This window comes from Kitasatospora sp. NPDC059803 (assembly GCF_042732255.1).
Classification (GTDB): domain Bacteria; phylum Actinomycetota; class Actinomycetes; order Streptomycetales; family Streptomycetaceae; genus Kitasatospora.
Map to the genome: position 1 here is coordinate 1 of NZ_JBHWIJ010000125.1, position 22832 is coordinate 22832.

General features: G+C 74.6%; 16 protein-coding genes and 1 pseudogene. 12 read left to right on the plus strand and 5 right to left on the minus strand.

Going from position 1 to position 22832, the window contains the following annotated elements:
• Positions 1-482, minus strand: a 482-nt coding sequence (locus ACFV6I_RS20680; protein ID WP_380426831.1) for a hypothetical protein, incomplete at its 3' end; no start/stop codon positions are given.
• A 57-nt stretch (positions 483-539) separates the two neighbouring features.
• On the opposite strand from ACFV6I_RS20680, the gene ACFV6I_RS20685 reads away from it, so the two are divergent.
• From ACFV6I_RS20685 to ACFV6I_RS20720, 8 genes and pseudogenes are all read left to right on the plus strand, one after another.
• Positions 540-1664 carry a protein kinase gene (locus ACFV6I_RS20685; protein ID WP_380338895.1) on the plus strand — a complete coding sequence of 375 codons (1125 nt, stop codon included), beginning with the start codon at positions 540-542 and terminating at the stop codon, positions 1662-1664.
• Between the two features lie 160 nt (positions 1665-1824).
• Complete coding sequence (locus ACFV6I_RS20690; RefSeq protein ID WP_380426833.1) at positions 1825-3576, plus strand: serine/threonine-protein kinase; 1752 nt, start codon at positions 1825-1827, stop codon at positions 3574-3576.
• 86 nt (positions 3577-3662) lie between these two features.
• Positions 3663-5294, plus strand: coding sequence for a succinic semialdehyde dehydrogenase (locus tag ACFV6I_RS20695; RefSeq protein WP_380426835.1), 1632 nt, complete (start codon positions 3663-3665; stop codon positions 5292-5294).
• Positions 5295-5462: 168 nt separating this feature from the next.
• A complete protein-coding gene (locus ACFV6I_RS20700) occupies positions 5463-7268 on the plus strand; it encodes a GMC oxidoreductase (RefSeq protein ID WP_380338898.1) in 1806 nt (601 codons plus the stop codon).
• A 218-nt stretch (positions 7269-7486) separates the two neighbouring features.
• Complete coding sequence (locus tag ACFV6I_RS20705; protein WP_380426837.1) at positions 7487-9181, plus strand: hypothetical protein; 1695 nt, start codon at positions 7487-7489, stop codon at positions 9179-9181.
• Between the two features lie 1092 nt (positions 9182-10273).
• Positions 10274-11869, plus strand: coding sequence for a glutamine-hydrolyzing GMP synthase (gene guaA / locus ACFV6I_RS20710; protein WP_063349008.1), 1596 nt, complete (start codon positions 10274-10276; stop codon positions 11867-11869).
• Between the two features lie 190 nt (positions 11870-12059).
• Positions 12060-12620: pseudogene (locus ACFV6I_RS20715) on the plus strand (DoxX family membrane protein); the annotation flags it as partial.
• 207 nt (positions 12621-12827) lie between these two features.
• The gene (locus tag ACFV6I_RS20720) at positions 12828-13112 is read left to right on the plus strand and encodes a Rieske (2Fe-2S) protein (RefSeq protein ID WP_279634955.1); all 285 of its coding nucleotides are present in this window, start codon (positions 12828-12830) and stop codon (positions 13110-13112) included.
• A 16-nt stretch (positions 13113-13128) separates the two neighbouring features.
• On the opposite strand, the gene ACFV6I_RS20725 is transcribed toward ACFV6I_RS20720, so the two are convergent.
• Both ACFV6I_RS20725 and ACFV6I_RS20730 read right to left on the minus strand, forming a co-directional pair.
• Positions 13129-13338, minus strand: a complete 210-nt coding sequence (locus tag ACFV6I_RS20725; RefSeq protein WP_063349010.1) for a hypothetical protein — start codon at positions 13336-13338, stop codon at positions 13129-13131.
• On the minus strand, positions 13335-14771 hold the full coding sequence (locus ACFV6I_RS20730) for a PspC domain-containing protein (protein ID WP_380426839.1): 1437 nt from the start codon (positions 14769-14771) through the stop codon (positions 13335-13337). The genes ACFV6I_RS20725 and ACFV6I_RS20730 overlap by 4 nt, the downstream gene beginning before the upstream one ends.
• A gap of 263 nt (positions 14772-15034) precedes the next feature.
• Between ACFV6I_RS20730 and ACFV6I_RS20735 the strand changes: the two genes are divergently transcribed.
• The 3 genes from ACFV6I_RS20735 to pcrA all read left to right on the plus strand — a co-directional run bounded on the left by ACFV6I_RS20735 (position 15035) and on the right by pcrA (position 19777).
• Positions 15035-16363, plus strand: a complete 1329-nt coding sequence (locus ACFV6I_RS20735; protein ID WP_380426847.1) for a PspC domain-containing protein — start codon at positions 15035-15037, stop codon at positions 16361-16363.
• Positions 16356-17033 carry a response regulator transcription factor gene (locus tag ACFV6I_RS20740; RefSeq protein ID WP_063349012.1) on the plus strand — a complete coding sequence of 226 codons (678 nt, stop codon included), beginning with the start codon at positions 16356-16358 and terminating at the stop codon, positions 17031-17033. The genes ACFV6I_RS20735 and ACFV6I_RS20740 overlap by 8 nt, the downstream gene beginning before the upstream one ends.
• 116 nt (positions 17034-17149) lie before the next feature.
• Positions 17150-19777: a DNA helicase PcrA gene (gene pcrA / locus ACFV6I_RS20745; protein ID WP_380426841.1), complete on the plus strand. Its 2628-nt coding sequence runs from the start codon at positions 17150-17152 to the stop codon at positions 19775-19777.
• A 25-nt stretch (positions 19778-19802) separates the two neighbouring features.
• Here pcrA and ACFV6I_RS20750 read toward each other — a convergent pair whose 3' ends face one another.
• Positions 19803-20642, minus strand: coding sequence for a M23 family metallopeptidase (locus ACFV6I_RS20750; protein WP_380426843.1), 840 nt, complete (start codon positions 20640-20642; stop codon positions 19803-19805).
• 368 nt (positions 20643-21010) lie between these two features.
• Between ACFV6I_RS20750 and ACFV6I_RS20755 the strand changes: the two genes are divergently transcribed.
• A complete protein-coding gene (locus tag ACFV6I_RS20755; RefSeq protein ID WP_063351339.1) occupies positions 21011-21418 on the plus strand; it encodes a cobalamin B12-binding domain-containing protein in 408 nt (135 codons plus the stop codon).
• 76 nt (positions 21419-21494) lie between these two features.
• Here ACFV6I_RS20755 and ACFV6I_RS20760 read toward each other — a convergent pair.
• On the minus strand, positions 21495-22832 hold a 1338-nt coding region (locus tag ACFV6I_RS20760), incomplete at its 5' end, for a DUF5691 domain-containing protein (RefSeq protein WP_380426845.1).

A 22832-nucleotide genomic window follows, 5' to 3' on the forward strand; every position in this document is an offset into this window, starting at 1 on the left:
TCCGGGCGCCCCCCCCGCCCGGGGGGGGGGGGGGGGGCCCCCCCCGGGGGGGGGGGGGGGGGGGGGGCGCGCCCCCCCCCCCCCCCCCCCCCCGCGACCTTGCGGGCGAGCCGGGCGGCCTCCCGGAGCTGCTCGGCGAATACGTCGGCCTTGGCCACGTCCTCGAACCGGTGCGAGCCGGTCAGTGCGACGATCGTGAGCACGTCGCCGTTGAGCTTGGTCCTGGCCACGGTCGCGTCCGTGACCGCCGTAAGCGGAACCGGGACCGGCGGTTTACCGTCCTTGAGAAAGAGCAGTCGGTGGGTGGTGAGAACGAGCACGCCCTTGCGGAAGTGGTCGGGATGGCGCCCGGCCGTCGAGGCGACCGGATTCTCGCCGTCGATGACGACCGCCTCCACCGTGCGCACGGCCTCGGCCTGATTGGCTTGGCTGTTGTTTCCCGCCACCTTGAAGGCGGTGTCGATCAGATCGGTCCAGTCCATGGGACCGAGCGTAAAGGAGCCGCTCAGTAGGCTGCTCGGCGAGCGAGAGGAACTGGCATGCGAGGCGGCCCGGAGCAGTTGCTGGCGGGGCGGTACCGGCTGACGGACCGTCCCGAACTCCTGCGGGCCCTGGCGGTGGACGACCGCACCGGGGAGTCCGTGCTGCTGCGCGCCCTGGAGCTGCCGGCGCTGCTGACCACCGGTCAGGACCTGGACGGCGAGGTGCCCGCGCACGCCGACCGGCTGGTCCGCCGGGTGGCGGCGGTCGGCTCGGCCGCGCCGACCGGGCACCCCCGGCTGCTGCGCGGGCTCGGTGCCTTCGTCGAGGGCGAACTGCTGTGGACGGTGGAGGAGCGGTCGGGCGCCATGACGCTGGCGGACCTGGCGGCGGTCGGACCGGTGCCGCCCTACCGGGCGGCGGAGCTGGCGGCGGACCTGGCCGGCGCGCTGCGGGCGCTGCACGAGGACGGACTCGTCCACGGCAACCTGACCGCCGAGTCCGTGCTGGTCTGCGAGGACGGCGCGGCGATGCTCGGCGGGCTGCTGTCCGGGGTGGCGCAGGAGGCGCTGGCCGAGGACCTCGGCGGCCCGGGCGGGCGCCGCCGGTACGAGGTGCGGGCCACCCTGGTCGGCCCGGTGGCGGAGCGCTGGCCGCTGGACGGCGGCCCGGCGGGCGACTGCTGGGCGCTCGGGGTGCTGGTGCAGCGGCTGGTCACCGGCCGCTCGCCGTTCCCGGACGGTGGCGTGCCGGAGCTGGTGTCGGCGGTCCGGGACGGGCGGCGGGAGCCCGCGGCGGCCTGCGGGCCGCTGGCGCCGCTGGTCGAGCGGCTGCTGCAGCCCGACCCCTCGCTGCGGCCGACCGCCGAGGAGGCCCGCCGGGAGTTGGCGGCGCTGCTCGCGGGCGCGCCGGAGCCGGTCGACGAGGAGTGGGCGGCGCGGGCGCTGGTGCTGAGACCGGAGGCCCCGCTGGTGCGGCGCCGGCGCGGGCGGGGTGGTGGACGAGGGCGGTCGGAGGTCGTCGTGGGCGCGAACGCCGGCGCGAACGCCGGGGCGGGCGCCGGGCGGCCGGACGAGGTGCGGCCGCCGCGGATACCTCCGGCGCTGTTCGGCCCGCTGCTGGTGGGGGGCGTGTTCCTGCTGCTGGTGCTCGGGGTGGCCGCGGTGGTGCTGTTCGCAGGCTGACGGCCCCGGAGTGTCCCGGACCGTCGGTCCGACGGGCGAGCGTGATTACCGGGGCTGGCAAGGTGCGCCTAATGTGTGCGTGGGATTTGTTCGAACAGTGGTCTGCACCAGGCCCTCCGTCGCTGTGACGGCAGACGGATGTGAGGGGGAGTGGTCGCCGATGGGCGTGCAGGACCGGCCGGAGACGGCCGAGACGGAGCGGCTGCTGGCCGGGCGGTACGAGCTGGGCGACCGGCTCGGCCGCGGCGGGATGGGGACCGTCTGGCGGGCCTGGGACCGGATGCTGAACCGCGAGGTCGCGGTGAAGGAACTGACCGTCAACCACCTGCCCGAGGACGAGCTGCAGATCCTGCACGCCCGGATGAAGCGGGAGGCCAGCGCGGCCGCCCGGATCAAGCACCCCGGCGTGATCACGGTGCACGACGTGCTGGAGCAGGACGGCCGGCCGTGGATCGTGATGGAGCTGGTGGACGGCCGCTCGCTGGCCGACGTGATCAGCCAGGACGGCACCCTGCAACCGCGCGCCGTCGCCGAGGTCGGCAGCCAGGTGCTCGCCGCACTGCACCGCGGCCACCAACTCGGCGTCCTGCACCGCGACGTGAAGCCGGCCAACGTGCTGCTGGAGCGCGGCACCGGGCGGGTGGTGCTGCTGGACTTCGGCATCGCGACGTACGAGGGCTCGGCCGAACTGACCCGGCCGGGTGACCTGGTCGGCTCGCCGGACTACCTGGCGCCGGAGCTCGCCCAGGGCGAGCGGCCCGGGCCGGCCTCCGACCTGTGGGGCCTCGGGGCGACGCTGTACGCCGCGGTGGAGGGCCAGTCGCCGTTCCGCCGGACCTCGCCGATCACCACGCTGGCCGCCGTGGTGGGCGAGCCGCTGCCGGAGCCGGTCCGGGCCGGGCCGCTGGGCCCGGTGCTGGCCGCGCTGATGGCCAAGGACCCGGCCGAGCGACCGAACGCGGACGAGGCCGCCCGGATGCTGGCCGAGGTGCAGGCCGGGCACACGATCGGCCTGAAGCCGGTCGCGCCGCTGCGCGCGCCCACCCAGTCGGTGCCGGTGGTGGACCGCAGCGAGCGCCCGGCGGCGGAGGAGGACCCCGAGGAGGAGGACGCGCCGGGGGCGACGGCGGCGGAGGCCGAGGAACCGACCGGGGCGCGCTCGGGGGCCGTTCCGGACACCACCGGGGGCGTGGCCGCCGAGGCGGCAGCGCCCACTGCCGAGGTCGCGCCGGTGGCGCACCCCGTCACGCCCGCGCGCGGGCCGGCCAAGCGCCGCAGCACCCTGAAGATCGTCGTGATCGCGGTGGCCGTCGGCCTGCTGGCGGCCGGCGCGACCTTCCTCGCCACCCGGCACACCACCACCGGGCACGTCGCCGCCTCCACGGCCGACGATCCCGTCCCGACCGCCTCCGCCAGCCCGGACCCGACCAGTGACGCCAGCCCGGGACCGGCGGCGCCCAACGGCTACCACTGGGTCGACGACCCGGCCGGCTTCCGCTTCCCGCTGCCCTCGGTCAGCCCGGCCTGGCAGCGCAGTGCCACGCCCGACAACCAGGTCTACTACAGCCCCGACAACAAGGTGCACTACCTGCAGTTCGCGGTCACCGTCGGCCAGTCGGTCAAGCCGCTGGAGCACCTGCGGCAGATGGAGGCCACCGTCTCCAAGAACCTGAAGGACTACAAGCAGCACAAGATGACCGGCGTCGCGGTGAACGGTCACGAGGCGGCCGTCTGGGAGTTCAGCTACCTCGCCAAGGAGGGCGGCCGGCGCCGGGCGGTCGAGGCCGAGTTCATCGACGACGACGGCACCAGCTACGCGATCTACTCGTCCAGCCCGGACCGGGGCAACGAGTGGAACGAGGCGGAGCAGCGCTTCAACGCGGTGCTGCACTACTTCACGCCGACCCGCTGACCGGGGGCGCCCGCTCCGCCCGGCCGCGGCAGATTCTTGTTACCGACGGGTACCGGACCGGCCGCCGAGCGCCTAGGCTGCGCCGTATGTCGGACCTCACAGCAGGCGCAGCGGCCACCGAACACCCCGCGACCGGGAACCCGCCCGCCCCCGGCGGGGGCCGGACCGTCGCGGCGGCCGTCCCGCCGTCCCTGGTCGCCCGGTTGGCCGCCGGCGTCACCGCCACCGGCGAGCCCAGCCTGGTGGAGACCGTCGCCCCGCTGACCGGCGAGCGGCTGGCGAGCCTGCCGCAGTCCACCCCGGCCGACGTCGAGGTCGCCTTCGAACTGGCCCGCCGCGCCCAGCCGGCCTGGGCCGCGCTGCCGGTGCGCCGCCGCGCGGCCGTCCTGCTGCGCTTCCACGACCTGCTGCTCAAGCGGCAGGACGAGGTGCTGGACCTCGTCCAGGCCGAGACCGGCAAGGCCCGGCTGCACGCCTTCGAGGAGGTGCTGGCCACCGCCATGGCCGCCCGGCACTACGGGCGGGCCGCGCACGGCTACCTCCGGGACAAGCGGCGCGGCGGGGCGCTGCCGGTGCTCACCCACGCGGTCGAGGCCCGTCGGCCCAAGGGCGTGATCGGCCACATCTCGCCCTGGAACTACCCGCTGGAGCTGTCCGTCGGCGACGTCCTGCCCGCCTTCGCGGCCGGCAACGCCGTGGTCAACAAGCCGGACACGCAGACCGCGCTGACCGCGCTGTGGGCCCGCGAGCTGCTGATCGAGGCCGGGCTGCCGGCCGACCTGTGGCAGGTCGTGCTCGGCGACGGCCCGGTGATCGGCCCCGCCGTGGTGGAGCACGCCGACTACGTCTCGTTCACCGGCTCCACCCGCACCGGCCGCGAGGTCGCCCAGCGCGCCGCCGCCCGGCTGGTCGGCGCCTCGCTCGAACTCGGCGGCAAGAACGCCATGCTGGTCCTCGCCGACGCCGACCTCGACCGGGCCGCCGCGGGCGCCGTGCGGGCCTGCTTCTCCTCCGCCGGGCAGCTGTGCATCTCGATCGAGCGGCTGCTGGTGCACCGCTCGGTGGCCGACGACTTCCTGGAGCGCTTCGCCGCCCGCACCCGGGCGCTGCGCCTCGGCGGCGGCCTCGCCTACGGCGCCGACATGGGCTCGCTGGTCTCCGTCCGCCAGCTGGAGACCACCACCCGGCACGTGGAGGAGGCGGTCAAGGCGGGCGCCACCGTGCTGGCCGGCGGCCGGGCCCGGCCCGACCTCGGCCCGTACTTCTTCGAGCCGACCATCCTCGACGGGGTGACCCCGGACATGGCGGTCTGCGGCGAGGAGACCTTCGGCCCGGTCGTCTCCGTCTACCGCTTCGACACCGACGACGAGGCGGTGGCCGCCGCCAACTCCACGCCGTACGGCCTGAACTCCAGCGTCTGGACCAGGGACACCCGGCGCGGCCGGGCGGTCGGGGCCCGGCTGCGCACCGGCACGGTCAACGTCAACGAGGCCTATGCGGCCGCGTACGGCTCGATCGGCTCGCCGATGGGCGGCATGGGCGACTCCGGGCTCGGCCGCCGCCACGGTGCCGAGGGCATCCTGCGCTTCACCGAGGCGCAGACCGTCGCGACCCAGCGGCTGATGCCGATCGCGCCCTCGTTCGGCCTGGACGACCGGCAGTTCGCCGCGGTGATGACCGGCGGGCTGCGGGTGCTGAAGGCGCTGCGGTTCAAGTAGCCGTCCCGGACCGGAGGTCCAAGTAGCCTTCCCGGCCCGGGGGTTCGCCCCCGTGGTCGGAGCCGGCCCGGCCGGTGGTCCGATCCGCCCGTCCTGTGGTCGGGTTCCGTCCTGTGGTCAGGTTCGTCCGTCCCTTAGTCAGTTCGCGTCCCGAAGGAGCAGTGGCAGATGGTGGAGTCCGGCGGTGCGGCGGAGTTCGACTACGACGTGGTCGTGGTCGGCTCCGGCTTCGGTGGTTCGGTCGCCGCGCTGCGGCTGACCGAGAAGGGCTACCGGGTCGCCGTCCTGGAGGCCGGCCGGCGCTTCGAGCGGGACGAACTGCCCAGGAACTCCTGGGACCTGCCGAACTACCTGTGGGCGCCGAAGCTCGGCCTCTACGGCATCCAGCGGATCCACCTGCTGGCCAACGTGCTGATCCTGGCCGGCGCCGGGGTCGGCGGCGGCTCGCTGAACTACGCCAACACCCTGTACGTGCCGCCGAAGGCCTTCTTCGAGGACCGCCAGTGGCGCCACATCACCGACTGGCAGGAGGAGTTGGCGCCGTTCTACGACCAGGCGCAGCGGATGCTCGGGGTCCGGCTCAACCCGACCGTCACCCCCTCCGACGTGCACCTCAAGGCCGCCGCCGAGCAGATGGGGGTGGGCGACACCTTCCACATGGCGCCGGTCGGGGTCTTCTTCGGGGACGGCCAGGACGCCGGCGGCCGGGCCGAGGCGGCGCCCGGGGACGAGGTCGCCGACCCGTACTTCGGCGGCGCCGGGCCGGCCCGCAAGGCCTGCGTGGAGTGCGGCGAGTGCATGACCGGCTGCCGGCACGGGGCGAAGAACATGCTCACCGAGAACTACCTGCACCTGGCCGAGCGGGGCGGCGCCGAGATCCACCCGCTCACCACGGTGGCCCGGATCCGGGAGCTTCCCGGCGCCGACGGGAGCCGCGGCTACGCGGTGGACGTGCGCCGGACCGACTCCCGCTCCCGCACCGACCGGGTGAAGGCGGGCGCACGGACCATCACCGCCGCCCGGGTGGTGGTCGCGGCCGGGACGTACGGCACCCAGTCGCTGCTGCACCGGATGCGTGACGGGGGGCACCTGCCCCGGATCTCCGGCCGGCTCGGCGAGCTGACCCGCACCAACTCCGAGGCGCTGGTGGGCGCGCAGACCACCGACCGGCGCTACGGCAGCCGGGTGGACTTCACCAAGGGCGTGGCGATCACCTCCTCGATCCACCCGGACGCCAGCACCCACATCGAGCCGGTCCGCTACGGCAAGGGCTCCAACGCGATGGGCGCGCTGTCGATAGCCCAGGTCAAGGGCGGCGGACGGGCCCCGCGCTGGCTGCGCTACCTGGGTGGGTCGGTGCGCCACCCGGTGACCTTCGCCCGCTCGATGAACCAGCACCGCTGGTCCGAGAAGACGATCATCGGCCTGGTGATGCAGTCGCTGGACAACTCGATCACCGTCTCGCTGAAGAAGGACCTGCTCGGCAAGAGCCGGCTCACCTCCGCCCAGGGCCACGGCGCCCCCAACCCGACCTGGATCCCGGCCGCCGAACAGGGCGCCCAGGCGCTGGCCGAGCAGATCAACGGCTTCGCCGGCAGCAGCGCCGGCGAGATCTTCGACATCCCGATGACCGCCCACTTCCTCGGCGGCTGCCCGATCGGCGACGCCCCCGAGACCGGCGTGGTCGACCCCTATCACCGGCTGTACGGCCACCCGGGGATCAGCGTGGTCGACGGCGCGGCCGTCTCCGCCAACCTCGGGGTGAACCCCTCGCTGACGATCACCGCGCAGGCCGAGCGTGCCATGTCGATGTGGCCCAACAAGGGCGAGGCGGACCGCCGCCCGGCCCAGGGCGAGGCCTACCGGCGGGTCGCCCCGGTGGCGCCGGCCCGGCCGGCCGTCCCGGAGGACGCGTTCGGCGCGCTCCGACTGCCGCTGCTGCCCGTCCCGGAGGTCCCGAAGAAGCGCGGCTGAGCAGGCCCCGACGGGCCAACCCGCCCGGCTCGGTACCCGGTTGACATTCGTTCGGATCCGATGGGATAAACGGGCTTTCTGGGGGACCAGGAACTCGTCGAGCGGGGGGAAACCGGTCCATGGCCATCTGCGCATCGTGCGGCGCGGCATCGGTGGAAGGGGCGCCCGCGTGCGTCTCGTGCGGGCGGCCGCTGACGCCGCCCCCGCCGACGGCCGCCATGCCCGCGGTACCTCCCGCCGTTCCGCCCGCCGTACCGCCCCCGCCGGCGTACGGTCCGCCGTCCGCCGCGCCCGGCTACGGCCCGCCGCCCGGGTACGGCCCGCCGCCCGGGTACGGCCCGGGCCACCCGCAGCCCGCCGGGCCGCCCACGCTGGGCAGCTGGGGCGCCGGGCAGCCGTACGACCCGCGGGCCGGCCGGCCGAACGTGCTGAGCCGGCTGGTCGGCGCGGACTGGCGCCCGGCGCTCCTGGTCGCCATCGCCCCGACCGCCGTGCTGCTGCTGGCGGCGCTGATCGTGGCGGTCCCGAGTGACTACCAGTACGCCTACCTGGTCCGGGCGCCCGGGTTCGGCGAGCGCTTCGGCGCCGCCCTGTCGATGGCGCTGAGCGCGCTCGGTGCGCCGTTCAAGCTCGGGTACACCACCGCGCTGCGACGCGGCGACGCGGCGGGCATGGACGCGCTGCTCCGGGCGGTGCCGCTGACGGTCACCGTGCTGTGGGCACTGGCGCTCTGGCTCGGCCTGCGGACCGCGGCACGCCGCCGCCGGGCCGCCGGCCTCCAGCTCACCCGGGCCCAGGCCGCGGGCGAGGCGCTGCGCACCGCGGTGGTCCTGGCGGCGGTGACCGCGCTGCTCGGGCTGGCCGGCGGGACGTCCTGGGAGCCGCAGCGCACCGGCCTCGTCGGCCGCGCCCTCGGGGTGACGTACACCGTGGACTCCGGCTGGCTGGAGGCGACCGGCTGGACGGCCCTGCTCGCCGCGCTGACGGCCTTCGCCGTCCACGGCACCGACGCGCTGCGCTGGGCCGCCTGGCGCAGCCGGGCGGTGCGCGGCTGGGCGGTCGCCGCGCTCACGGCCGGCCGGGCGCTGGCACTGTCACTGGGCCTGGCCTCGGTGACGGGCTTCGTGCTGGTCGCCGTCAACAGCGACGAGGGCTGGCAGACCCCGGTCTCGGTGGCCTTCCTGCCCAACCTCGGCCTGGGCCTGCTCGGCCTGGGCTCGGGGGCGACCTTGCAGGCGTTCAACGGGGCGAGCGGCGGGGCGAGCGACGCGGCGGTCGCGATCGGCGGCGACTGGCGGGACACCCCCGACAGGGGGGAAATCTCCTTCTTCGACCTGCACGACCAGACCGCCGACTGGCGCTGGACCGGCCTGCTGGCCCTCGCCACGGCGGGCGTCCTCGGCTGGTCGGCGTACCGGCGGCGGCTGGACGCGGCCGACCGGCTCCGGCTGGCGGCCGTCCACGCCGTGGCGCTCACCGCGCTGATGGCGGTGGGCGGTGCGCTGATGACGACCTCGACGTCCTCGGCGGTCGCGGGGTGGGACACCTTCGCCAACCAGACGGAGGTGTCCCGGGACACCTCGATCAACCTGGGCTTCGCCAGCGTGCTGGTGGCCAACCTGGTCTGGGCGGCGATCGGCGCGCTGCTGGTGCCGCCGCTGCTGGCGGCCGTCCGCGGCCGGGGCGCGGTGGCCCGCGAGGACGCCTACGGCGCTCCGCCGTACGGCGCGCCCCCGTACGGCGTGGTGCCGCCGCCGGGGGCGCCGTACGAGGCCGGGCCGGAGCCGCAGCCGTACGCCCCCGGGGCGGGGGTGGGCGAAGTGGTCGGCTCGGACGACGCGCCGCTGGTGCCGCCGCCCGGGGCGTCGGCCGAGGAGCCGGTCGATCCGAGCGTCTGGCGCAAGCAGCCCTGAGCCGGGCAGCCGTGGGCGGAGCGGTCTGAGCGGAGCGGCCCTGAGCCGGCGGCCCGGACAGGGCAAAGGGCCCCGCGGGGGAACGGGGCCCTTTGTCGCTCAGCACGCGGCGTCAGGGCTGCGCCGGTGCTGGGGGTGACGGCGCCGGGGGAGGGGCGCCGTCGGGTCGGTCGGCTTCGGGGTCGCGCCGTCGCGGCCCGGCGTGGGTGGCCGGTGGCGCGGGGCGCGCACGCTCGCGGTGCGGCGGGTCGGCGCGCAGGTCTGCGCCGGGCCTTCGCTCACGGAGCGTGAGGTGGCGTACGGGGCTGCCGCCCAGTGCGGCGGCATCGGTCGGGGCCTCCACGGTGAGCCTGCCGGCCGCCGGGAGAACCGCTTCCACGCAGCATCGTGCTGGACGAAGGGCTTGCTCTGCAACCGATTCGGCACAGTTCGACCCGGCACATTTGGTGCGGGTGCCGACTCCCGGGTGTGGCCCGGGCGCGGGTGCAGGCCTCGTTCCGCCCCGTCGGGCGGTTGTGGGCAGGTGTCGACACGAGGCGTCGATGATCACGGTGCGTAGTGGTGTGAGTGGCTGCGGCGCACGGGGACGCGCGTAGCGGCGCGGGACGGGAAAGGGTGTGCGCCCGGGCGTGCCCGGCTCGCGACGGGGGTGCGACGACCGGCCCGGGCGTCCCCGGGGACCGGCCGTCCCACCTCTCGGTCCAGTCGCGGCCGGGGTCGCTGTCCCCTGCTGTCCGGCCGCGGCACCCGCGCACGGTCCCACGGCGCCGCACTCCCGGCGGGGCCGGGTCGGCGGCGCCACATGCGCCGGTGGACTGGGATGAAGCTCCACGCGTGGTCCTGCAAGTCCGTACGGCGGCGCCCCTGGCCGGGGCGAAGGCGGCGCGTCTGGCGGGCGCGGCGCGGTCGTACGGTCGTCTGAAGCAACGAAAGGCGGCCCCGCCCGGTCACGGTCGTTTGGACGGGCAGACGAGTGAAACCGGACAGCCCGGTAGAATCGGTGTCCAGACACCCCCACCCGTCGCCGCCGCGGCCCCCGCCGGGGAAGCGGTTCGGTGTGACACCTCTCGTACCGCTGCCGGAAGGCCGTCTGTGTCCTCTGCAATTCCCGTCCAGTCCGCGCCGGACAACGACACCGTCCTGGTGGTCGACTTCGGCGCCCAGTACGCCCAGCTCATCGCCCGTCGGGTGCGTGAGGCGCGGGTCTACAGCGAGATCGTGCCGAGCAGCATGCCGGTCGCCGAGATGCTCGCCAAGAACCCGAAGGCGATCATCCTCTCCGGCGGTCCGTCGTCGGTCTACGAAGAGGGCGCGCCGCAGCTCGACCGCGCGATCTTCGAGGCCGGGGTCCCGGTCTTCGGCATGTGCTACGGCTTCCAGCTGATGGCCAAGACCCTCGGCGGCACGGTCGACAACACCGGCGCCCGCGAGTACGGCCGCACCCCGCTGACCGTCAGCCGCACCGGCTCCACCCTGTTCGAGGGCGTTCCGGCGGAGCACTCGGTGTGGATGTCGCACGGCGACGCCTGCTCCGCCGCCCCGGAGGGCTTCACCGTCACCGCGTCCACCGCGGTGGTCCCGGTCGCGGCCTTCGAGAACGACGAGGCCCGCCTCTACGGCGTGCAGTACCACCCCGAGGTGCTGCACTCCGACCACGGCCAGCAGATCCTGGAGCACTTCCTCTACCGCGGCGCCGGCCTCGCCCCGACCTGGACCACCGGCAGCGTGGTCGAGGAGCAGGTCGCGCTGATCCGCGCCCAGGTCGGCGAGAAGCGCGCGATCTGCGGCCTCTCCGGCGGTGTGGACTCCGCGGTCGCGGCGGCCCTGGTCAACAAGGCCATCGGCTCCAAGCTGACCTGCGTGTACGTCGACCACGGCCTGATGCGCAAGGGCGAGACCGAGCAGGTCGAGAAGGACTTCGTGGCGGCCACCGGCGTGCAGCTGAAGGTGGTCGACGCCGCGGAGCGCTTCCTGAACGCGCTGAAGGGGGTCACCGACCCCGAGGAGAAGCGCAAGATCATCGGCCGGGAGTTCATCCGGGTCTTCGAGCAGGCGCAGGCCGAGATCGTCGCCGAGGCCGGCGAGCACGGCGAGTCGGTCGACTTCCTGGTCCAGGGCACCCTGTACCCGGACGTGGTGGAGTCCGGTGGCGGCACCGGCACCGCCAACATCAAGTCCCACCACAACGTCGGCGGCCTGCCCGAGGACCTCCAGTTCCAGCTGGTCGAGCCGCTGCGCAAGCTGTTCAAGGACGAGGTCCGGATGGTCGGCCAGGAGCTGGGCCTGCCGGAGGAGATCGTCCAGCGCCAGCCGTTCCCGGGCCCGGGCCTGGGCATCCGGATCGTCGGCGAGGTCACCCAGGAGCGGCTGGACCTGCTCCGCGACGCCGACGCGATCGCCCGCGAGGAGCTGACCGCGGCCGGCCTGGACCGCGAGATCTGGCAGTGCCCGGTCGTGCTGCTCGCCGACGTGCGCAGCGTGGGCGTGCAGGGCGACGGCCGCACCTACGGTCACCCGATCGTGCTGCGCCCGGTCTCGTCCGAGGACGCCATGACCGCCGACTGGTCGCGCCTGCCGTACGACGTGCTGGCCAAGATCTCCACCCGGATCACCAACGAGGTCCGCGACGTGAACCGCGTCGTCGTCGACGTCACCAGCAAGCCGCCGGGCACCATCGAGTGGGAGTGAGCACTCCCGCCGGCCGCTGAGCCGCTGCTGAACGGCCGTGCCGTCGTTCCCCTACCAGGGAGCGGCGGCACCGCCGTTCGCGGTGGGGCGGCCGCCCGGGTGGGGACCTCCCACCGAAAGCGATCGGGAGCGGGCAGAATGCGGACCGGACCTGTCAGGGAGTGGCGGGCCGCGAGGGAAGGTGTGAGCGATGTCGGAGGCTGGCAACTCCGTGGCGGGTGACGGGGAAGCGGGCGTCGGGGGAGCGGGTGTCGGGGGAGCGGCCGGTCTGGCCGACCGGGCGGCGCAGTGGCGGGCGTCCGCGTCCCGGTACGCGCTGCTGCCGCTGCGGCTCTTCCTCGGCGCCACCTTCGTGTACGCCGCCCTCGACAAACTGTCCGACGCGCACTACCTGGCCGGGGCGGCCGACCCGGCGTCGTTCGTCTCGCAGGCCCAGGCGGTCAAGGGCGGCAGCCCGATCTCCTTCCTGCTCGGCGCCGCCCTGGACGCGCCCACCCTGTTCGCGCTCGCCGTCGCTTTCGGCGAGCTGGCGGTCGGCCTCGGCACCCTGCTCGGCCTCTGGGGCCGGGTCGCGGCGCTCGGCGGCGCGATGATCAACCTCAGCCTCTGGCTGTCCATCAGCTGGAGCGTCTCGCCGTACTACCTGGGCAACGACCTCGGCTACCTGATGGCCTGGACACCGCTGCTGCTGGCCGGCACCCCGGACCTGTCGGTGGACGGCTACCTCGCCCGGCGGGCCGGCCGGGACCGGGGGCGCGGGCTGGGCGAGGACCGCGTCAGGCGCCGGGCGCTGGTGGACGGCGGGATCGCCGCCGTCGCGATCGGCGGCGCCGGGCTGCTCACCGGCTCGCTCACCCGGACCTTCGGCCGGGCCAAGCACTCCGCGCCCAAGCAGTCCGCGGCCCCGGCCACCACCCCGGCGCCGTCCGGACCGGCCCCCTCGGTGGCCGCCGCGAGCGTGCCGGTCGGCGGCTCGGCCCAGGTCAAGGACCCGGCCACCGGGGACGCCGTCTACATCGTGCAGCCCAAGGCGGGCCAGTACTGCGGCCTGTCCGCGGTGTGCACCCACTCCGGCTGCGCGGTCGACGCCCCGAAGAACGGCCAGCTGTACTGCCCCTGCCACGGCTCCCGGTTCGACGCCGCCACCGGCGCGGTGGTCAACGGGCCGGCGGTCAAGCCGCTGCCGAAGTACACCGTCACCCAGGCCGGCGACAAGCTGAACCTCGGGCCGCTGCAGAGCTGAGCCTGATCGGGCGGGTTCAGTCCCGGCGGTCGGTGCGGCCGCGCCGGGTGACCGCCGCGACCGCGCCGGCCAGGCCGCCGAGGCCGAGCACGATGAAGGTGACCGGGATGACGATCCGGCCGTTCACCGCCTGGTCGTTGAGCGCCGCGACCAGGTAGACCACCGCGATCGTGCTGAACAGCGCCCCCGCGATCAGCGAGAACAGGTCGAGCCGGTGCTTCCTCACTGCTGGACCACCTTGATGTTGCCGATCCCGACCGCGAGTTCGAGATCGAATGTGCCCTTGGACGGATGGCCGCTGCCCGGTGGCAGCAGGTAGGTGTGGCGGCCGGTGCCGTCGTTGCGGTCACCGGGGGCGGAGACGTCGCCGAGGCCCACCCGGGCCACCAGGTTCACCGTCACGTCCGGCGGCAGGATGACGGTCAGCTCGCCGGCGCCGAGTTCGACCTTGCTGGTGAGGGTGGTCCCGGCCGGGTCGAGCCCGCTCAGGTCCAGCCGGAGCTGGCCGGCCCCCAGGGAGTACCGGGGCTGGAGGTCGGCCGAGGCGACGACGGTGAAGTCGCGTTGGCCGACGGCGTTGCGCATGGAGTCCGGGGAGTGTCCGACGAAGACCAGCGCCAGGGTGAGCATCAGGCCCGTCACCGCGAGCTTGCGGGCCCGGCCGAACTTCGAGCCGATCAGCAGCGTCAGGCCGATCACCAGCAGCGCGGTGGCCAGCACGGTCGCACTCAGCACGGTGACGCTGGTGTGGCCGGCCGAGACGGACCAGACCGCGGCACCCGCGCCGATCGCCAGCAGCAGGCCGAAGAAGCCGAGCGCGGACCGCTCCCGGGGGTGCCGGGCGGTGGCGGGCCGGGGCCGGTAGGCCGGGCCGTCCTTGCGCAGCGGGTCGCCCGCGGGCAGGTCGACGCGCTGCCACCAGGGCTGGGCCGGGCCGCCCGCCGGCGGCACCGGGGTGCCGAACGGCGGGGTGGGGCCGGCGCCGTACGGGTTGCGCTCGGGGTGGCGCGGGTCCCACAGGTAGCCGGTCGGGCCGGGGGCCGGGGAGTCGGCGGGCACCGTTCCGGCGGCGCGCTCGGCCGCGTGCCGGGCGCGGGCGGCCTCGTCGTCCTCCGCCCCGGACCACGGGGACGGGCCGTACTGCTCCCCGTCGGGGTGGTGGCGGTCGTACGGGCCGCCGGGGCGGCGTCGGCGCGCCCGGCCACGGCGGCGGTCCGGGTCGTAGCGCACCGCCAGGAAGACCAGTCCGGCGAGCAGCAGCAGCGGGAACAGCTGGTCGTCCTGGCCCATCGAGGAGAAGAACACCCCGGTACCGATCACAGCCAGCAGCACCGCGCCGACCGACTGGCCGTCCACCCGGCCGGTGAGCACCCGCTGGAGTTCGGTGCGCCCGTGCCGGGTGCCGCCCCGGCCGTCCGGCACCGGCTCGGTGGGGACGATCAGCCAGGCCAGGCCGTACAGGAACAGCCCGAGGCCGCCGGAGAGGCAGAGCACCACGGTGACCACCCGGAAGACCACCGGGTCGATGTCCAGGTGCCGCCCGAGGCCGCCGCAGACGCCGGCCACCACGCGGTGGTGCTCGGTCCTGGTCAGCGGGGGGCGTTCCGGTTCCGGCGGGGCGGCGGGCCCGGTCTCCTGGATGCGGTGGTCGTCGGTCATGGGCACCATCCTCCCGGCTGCCCCGGCCCGGCCCAACCGGTGCGAGCCCTGCCCGGACCCTGACTTGTCCCTGAGAAGGGGTCAGGGACACACCCTGATGCGTCCGCGTGCGCGGGCGTGGAACCATCGGTGGCGTGGCAGCACCCGGTTCCGACCCCCGACCCCTCGCCCCCGACGCCGTGCCGGCGGGCGGCACCGACCCGACCGCGCCCGACGGCGGACGGCCGCCGTACCGCCGGCTCTACCGCAGCCCGCAGGGGCGGATGCTCGGCGGCGTCGCGCAGGGGCTCGCGGTGCACCTCGGGCTCCCGGTGCGGTGGGTGCGGCTCGCGTTCGTGCTGCTGTTCTTCGCGCAGGGGATCGGCACCCTGCTGTACGCGGCGTTCTGGTTCGTGGTGCCGATCGGCATCGGCGAGCCCGCGCAGCGCGGCGCCGCCCACTGGGTGTACGTCAACGGCGCCTTCGTCCCGACCGGGTCGGGGCAGCAGCCGGGCGGCGCGCTGAGCAAGGGCCGCGGCGGCTGGCTCGGCCGGCTGCGCGAACTGCTCCAGCACGCCCTCCAGGGCGAGCCGGCCGCGGCCCCCGCGGAGGGGGAGGACAGCGCGGCCGGCAAGACCGGGCAGGGCGGCCTCGGCCAGCTCGCCGCCCTGGTGATGATGGTGATCGGCATCACCGCCCTGCTCAACGCGCTCGGCCTGCAGACCGCCAAGCCGTACACCTGGCCGCTGCTGGCGATCGGCGTCGGCGTCGCGCTGGTCTGGCGGCAGGCCGACGACTCGCGCTGGCAGCGCTGGTTCGGCCTGGAGGAGGGCGACAAGCGGCGCGGCGCCTACACCCGGGTCGGGACCGGCGTGCTGCTCGTGGTGGCCGGCACCATCGCCTTCCTCGCCATGCAGGGCAGCGGCTCGACGCTCGGCTCGGTGGTCGAGGCCTCGCTCGCGGTGCTCGCCGGGGTGCTGGTGCTGCTCGGCCCGTACGGGCTGCGCCTGTGGCAGGACCTCGGTGCCGAGCGCACCGCCCGCATCCGCGCCCAGGAGCGGGCCGAGATCGCCGCGCACGTCCACGACTCGGTGCTGCACACCCTGACCCTGATCCAGCGCCGGGCCGAGGACCCCAAGGAGGTGCTGCGGCTGGCCCGTGCCCAGGAACGCGAGCTGCGGCTGTGGCTGTACCGCCCGGAGGCCGCCGCCGAGGCCGCTCCCGACACCATGGCGGAGAGCCTGCGCGCCGTCGTCGCCGAGGTCGAGGACCGGCACGGCGTCCCGGTCGAGGTCGTGATCGTCGGCGACTGCCCGATGGACGACCGGATCGCGGCCCAGATGCAGGCCGCGAGGGAGGCGACCGTCAACGCGGCCAAGTACGGTGGCGGGGGACCGGTCCAGGTCTACGCCGAGGTGGAGGGGAAGACGGTGTCGGTGTTCGTCCGCGACCACGGTCCCGGCTTCGACCCCGACACGGTGCCCGAGGACCGGATGGGCGTACGGGAGTCGATCATCGGCCGCATGAAGCGCAACGGCGGCACCGCACGGGTGCGGCCCGCGCCGGACGGCGGGACCGAGGTCGAGCTGGAGATGGAGAGAACGAATGACTGAGGCAGCGCCGGAGCGCACCGCGAGAGTCGTCCTGGTGGACGACCACCGGATGTTCCGCACCGGGGTCCGGGCCGAGATCGGCCGCACCGAGGCGACCGGCATCGACGTGGTCGGCGAGGCCGACGACGTCGAGTCGGCGGTGCGGGTCGTCGCCGAGACCCGGCCGGACGTGGTGCTGCTCGACGTCCACCTGCCCGGCGGCGGCGGTGTCGAGGTGCTGCGCCGCTCGGCCGGGCTGATGGGCGAGCAGGGCGGGGTCAAGTTCCTCGCCCTGTCGGTGTCGGACGCCGCCGACGACGTGATCGGCGTCATCCGCGGCGGCGCGCGCGGCTACGTCACCAAGACCATCACCGGCACCGACCTGGTCAACGCGATCTTCCGGATCGCCGACGGCGACGCGGTGTTCTCGCCCCGGCTGGCCGGCTTCGTCCTGGACGCCTTCGCCGCCACCGACACCCCGCCGGTCGACGAGGACCTGGACCGCCTCACCCAGCGCGAGCGCGAGGTGCTCCGCCTGATCGCGCGCGGCTACGCGTACAAGGAGATCGCCAAGCAGCTCTTCATCTCGGTGAAGACGGTCGAGAGCCACGTCTCCGCCGTCCTGCGCAAGCTCCAGCTGAGCAACCGGCACGAACTGACCCGCTGGGCCACCGCCCGCCGGCTGGTCTGAGCCCTGGCCCGGCGGCCGAGCCCATGTGCTGCTGAGCCCCGGTCGCGTGCCCGCCCGGTCCGGCTTTCTCCGGGCCGGGCGGGCTTGTCGGTGGGTGGCCATAGACTCGGAGTGCCATGAGTAGCCTCTTTGACGACCTCCCGCTCCCCGGTTTCGAGGCACCCGCCGCCGGGTCGAAGCAGCCCGCCGTGCCCCTCGACGAGGAGCCCCCGCCGTACGAGGACGACGCCCCGTACGAGGCCTACGAGGAGGCCATCCCGGAGGGGCTGTTCCAGACCGACCACGCCGCCGAGACCGCGCGGGACGCCTGGTACCGCAACGGCGCCGCCCGCACGGTGGTGGATCCGGCACAGCTGCTGGAGGGCATGAACGACCCGCAGCGCGAGGCGGTGCTGCACGCGGGCTCGCCGCTGCTCATCGTGGCCGGCGCCGGCTCCGGCAAGACCCGGGTGCTGACCCACCGGATCGCCCACCTGCTGGGCGCCCGCGGCGTGCAGCCGGGCGAGATCCTGGCGATCACCTTCACCAACAAGGCCGCCGGCGAGATGCGCGAGCGCGTCGAGGCGCTGGTCGGCCCGCGGGCCCGGGCGATGTGGGTGTCCACCTTCCACAGCGCGTGCGTGCGGATCCTGCGCCGCGAGTCCAAGGTGCTGGGCTTCACCTCCAGCTTCTCGATCTACGACTCGGCCGACTCGCAGCGGCTGATGTCGCTGGTCTGCCGCGACCTCGACCTGGACCCGAAGCAGTTCCCGCCGAAGTCCTTCACCGCGAAGATCAGCAACCTGAAGAACGAGCTGATCGACGAGGAGACCTTCGCCGACCAGGCCGCCAACCCGATGGAGAAGAAGCTCTCCGAGGCGTACACGCTCTACCAGCGGCGCCTGCGCGAGGCCAACGCGCTGGACTTCGACGACATCATCATGACGACGGTGAACCTGCTCCAGGCCTTCCCCGACGTCGCGGAGCACTACCGGCGCCGGTTCCGGCACATCCTGGTCGACGAGTACCAGGACACCAACCACGCCCAGTACATGCTCGTCCGCGAGCTGAGCGGCGGATCCGTCGCGGCCGCGCCGAAGCGCACCGTGGACGGGGAGTTCGTGAACCCGGCCGCCGGGCGCCTGTCCGAGGTGCCGCCGGCCGAGCTGTGCGTCGTCGGTGACGCGGACCAGTCGATCTACGCCTTCCGCGGCGCGACGATCCGCAACATCCTCCAGTTCGAGGAGGACTACCCGAACGCGACCACGATCCTGCTGGAGCAGAACTACCGCTCCACGCAGACCATCCTGAGCGCCGCCAACGCCGTCATCGAGCGCAACGCCAACCGGCGCGAGAAGAAGCTCTGGACGGCCGGCGAGCACGGCGAGAAGGTCGTCGGCTACGTCGCGGACGACGAGCACGGCGAGGCCCAGTTCATCGCCGACGAGATCGACCGGCTCACCGACGCGGGCGACGCCAAGCCCGGTGACGTCGCGATCTTCTACCGGACGAACGCCCAGTCCCGCGTGTTCGAGGAGGTGTTCATCCGGGTCGGCCTGCCGTACAAGGTGGTCGGCGGGGTGCGCTTCTACGAGCGCAAGGAGGTCCGGGACGTCCTGGCGTACCTGCGGGTGCTCTCCAACCCGGAGGACACCGTGCCGCTGCGCCGGATCCTCAACGTGCCCAAGCGCGGCATCGGCGAACGGGCCGAGGCGATGGTCGACGCGCTGGCCGCACGGGAGCGGATCTCCTTCGCCCAGGCGCTGCTGCGGGTCGACGAGGCGTACGGGATGGCCGCGCGCTCGGCCAACGCGGTGAAGAAGTTCAACGTCCTGATGGCCGGGCTGCGGCAGGTCGTCGAGTCGGGCGCGGGCCCGGCCGCGGTGCTGGAGGCCGTCCTGGAGGAGACCGGCTACCTGGCCGAACTCCAGGCCTCCGCCGACCCGCAGGACGAGACCCGGGTGGAGAACCTCCAGGAACTCGCCTCCGTCGCCCTGGAGTACGAGCAGGACCCGGGCGAGCGGCCCGACGCCGACGAGGAGGGCACCCCGCCGGTCGGCTCGCTGCCCGACTTCCTGGAACGGGTCGCGCTCGTCGCCGACTCCGACCAGATCCCGGACGACGAGGAGGGCCGGGGCGTCATCACGATGATGACCCTGCACACCGCCAAGGGCCTGGAGTTCCCGGTGGTCTTCCTGACCGGCATGGAGGACGGGATCTTCCCGCACATGCGGGCGCTCAACCAGGTCAAGGAGCTGGAGGAGGAGCGGCGGCTCGCCTACGTGGGGCTCACCCGGGCGCGGCAGCGGCTCTACCTGACCCGCTCGGTGCTGCGCAGCGCCTGGGGGCAGCCCGCGTACAACCCGGCCTCGCGGTTCCTGGAGGAGATCCCGGAGGACCTGGTGGAGTGGAAGCGGAGGGGGGCGGCGCAGGCGCCGGCCGCGCGCGGCTTCTCCTCGGGGTCGTCCTGGGGCAAGTCCTCGTCGGGGGGTGGCGGTTCGCGCTCCTCGTCGGGTTCTTCGGGCTCGTCGGCCTCGTCGAAGCCGAAGGCGGGCTGGGGGCAGTCGGCGCGACGCGGCGGCCAGGCCGTCGAACGGGACGCCGTCTCGCTCGCGGTCGGGGACCGGGTCACCCACGACACCTTCGGGCTGGGCACGGTGGTGGGCGTCACCGGCGTCGGCGACCGGGCGCAGGCCACGGTCGACTTCGGCTCGGAGGGCCGCAAGCAACTGCTGCTGCGCTACGCGCCGGTGGAGAAGCTCTAGAGCGTTTCCTAGGCCGGACAGGGCCTCAGCGGGGGTCGAGCCCGTTCGAGAGGAACCACGGCAGCGGGTCGACCGGCCCGCTGCCGGCCGGGCGGATCTCGAAGTGCAGGTGCGGCCCGGTGCTGTTGCCACTGCTGCCGACGAAGGCGATGACGTCGCCCTGCTTCACCGGCCCCTTGCGGACCTTGTACGCCCGCAGGTGGCAGTACCAGGCCTCGGTGCCGTCGGGCATCTTCAGCACCGTCATGTAGCCGTACGACGGGTTCCACTGGGTGCGGATCGTGCCGTCGGTGACGGCCATCACCTCGGAACCGCCGTCCACCGGGAAGTCGATGCCGGTGTGGCGGTTGGCCCAGTGGGTGCCGGCCTCGCCGAACAGCTCGCCGAGGCCGTGCCGGGCGACCGGCATGACCACCTTGGGCTTGACGGGCTCGGCGCTCGGCTGCGCGCCCGGGGTGCCCTGGGCGTCGGCGGGCTGGGCGCCGGCCAGCGGCTGGCGGGCGTCGCCGCGGGAGGCCTGGGCCGGGTCGCCGGCCGCGACCGCCTGCCGGGCGGCCGTCTTGGCGGCCTCGGCGCCGCCGTCGGCCGGGTTGTCCGGGCTGTTCGGGCTGTTCGGGTTGCCCTGGGCGTCGACCGCCGTCCGTGCCGTCCGGCCGGCCGCCTGGGCGTGCTGATCGGCCTCGCCCCGCACGGTGACGGCCGCCGCGGCGGCGACCCCGAGCGCGGCCACCGACGGCAGCGCGACCCGCAGCAGCGCGGTTCTGGTGGCGGCCTTGGCGGCGCCGCGGCGCTGGGTGCGGGACTCCTCGCGGGCGGCGAGGCGCAGCTCCGCACGGGTCGGGCGGGCGGCTGCGTCGGGAGCCATCGGGGGCTGCCTCCTCGGTGGGCCTGGGGCGCGTCGTCGGGCAGGGGAGCGGCGGGGAAAGCGGCAGGGAAAAGCGGTACGGGGGAAGCGGGGAGAAATCAGCCGAGACTGTAGCCGCAAGGCCGACGCCCCGGAAAAACCTCCGGTTGTCAAGAGGTCGGCCGAGGGTCTGTGCGGTGGACGGGTGGACGGGCATACCCACTGGTAGCAAGGCCGGGGGCTGTGACTTTGCCCTCCTCTTGGGAGGTGGCGCGGCCAACCGGGCCGGGTGGCGCTAACCTCCCCTCAGGTTGGTTATTGGCCGTTAACCGCACCCGTGGCCCGCGAGGTCCGGTCGGATGGTGGACGACGAGGTCCAGGAGGCAGTCATGAGTGTGTCGGGGCCGATCCGTGTGGTGGTCGCCAAGCCGGGGCTCGACGGTCACGACCGTGGCGCCAAGGTCATTGCGCGTGCCCTGCGCGACGCCGGTATGGAGGTCATCTACACCGGGCTGCACCAGACGCCCGAGCAGGTCGTCGACACCGCGATCCAGGAGGACGCGGACGGCATCGGGCTGTCGATCCTCTCCGGTGCCCACATGACGCTGTGCGCACGGGTGTTGGAGCTGTTGAAGGAGCGCGACGCGGCGGACATCAAGGTCTTCTGCGGCGGGATCATCCCGGACGACGACATCGCCGAGCTCAAGGCGATGGGCGTCGCGGACATCTTCACCCCGGGCACGTCCACCCGGGACGTCGTGGCCTGGGTCGCGGCCAACCTGCGGGCGGCCGGCTGAGGTTGACGGTGCGGGACGGCCCCAGGCTTCGGCGGGGCCGGCCCGTTCCGTCGTTCCGTCGCTTCGGGAACGGGCGTCAGGCGTCGAGTTCGGCGAGCATCGCGGCCCGGAAGCGCAGCGTTCCGGCCAGCCGGGCGAAGGTCTCCGACCAGGCGGAGTCGGGCGCGGCCCCGGCGGCCAGCTCCTCCACGGCGGCCGCCGTCTCCGGGGCGAGCGCGCGTTCCGTCATCCCGAGTACCCCGCTGTGGCTCCACGGGTACGCGCCGGAGCCGGCGGCGCGGGCCAGGGCCGTCACCACGGCGGTGGACAGCGGCGGCGTCCACGGCGTGCCGCAGGCGCCGAGCAGTTGGAAGGCCTCGCCCAGGCCGTGCACCTCGATGAACGCGGCCGTCCAGGCGGCCCGCTCCTCGGGTGGGAGGACGGCGAGCAGCTTGGCGGGGGCGCCGGTGACGCGGGGGGCGCGGGCCCGTCCGGCGCCGCGGGCGGGCGGTGCGGGCGCCGGGCCGAGCAGCGCCCGGGCCCAGTCGGCGTCGTGCTGGCGGACGGCGGCGCGCGCCCAGGCCTCGCGCAGGTCGTCGGCCCAGCTGCTGCTGGTCTCGTCGATGCTGTCGCCGACCCGCAGGGCGAGCAGCTGTTCCGGTGTCAGGCCGGTGCTCTCGGGCCAGAGCCGCAGCGGCGCGGCGGCGATCACCTCGCCGAACCACCAGGCCCGTTCGCCGCGTCCGGTGGGGGATTTGGGCGGTATGCCGTCGCGCTGCATGGCCGCGTCGCACTCGGCGGGCGGGGTGACCAGCAGGTGCGTCCCGGCCGCGGCGAGGCGGACGGCGGCCCTCGCCCGCTCGGCCATCCGCCGGGCGAGGGCCGAGCCGGGCAGGGTGGAGAGCAGTTCGGCGGCGGTGGCGCGGACGTTCTTGCTGCGGTCGCTGAGGGCGGCCTCCAGGAAGGGTTCGTCGGCGGCGGAGAGGCCGTCCTGGAGGGCGTCCAGGAAGAGCAGGCGGTCCTCGGCGCGCTCGGTGGACCAGGTGCCGCTCAGCAGCTCCAGGCCGGCGGCCGGATCGCGGCGGCGCAGCAGGGTGAGGTGGGTGACCCGCTCGGCGAACAGGCCCTCGTGCCACAACTGGTGGTCGACGGGCCCGCCGGGCTGCTCGGCCGGGTCGGGGGCGGCTGTGCGCAGCACGAAGCGCCAGTCGGGGTTCTGCTCGGCCAGCCAGCGGCCCAGCGGTCCGGCCAGCGCGACGGCGTCGGAGCGCAGTTCGCTGCGGGCGCGGGCGGCGTCGAGCAGGCCGGGTATCAGTGCGCCGGGCGGGCGCAGACCCCGGGCGCGGGCGGTGGCGAGCCACTGCGGGAGCAGTTCGGCGAGGTTGGCCAGGGTGGCGCCGCCGCTGCCGCCGGACCGGCCGGCCAGCAGGACGGC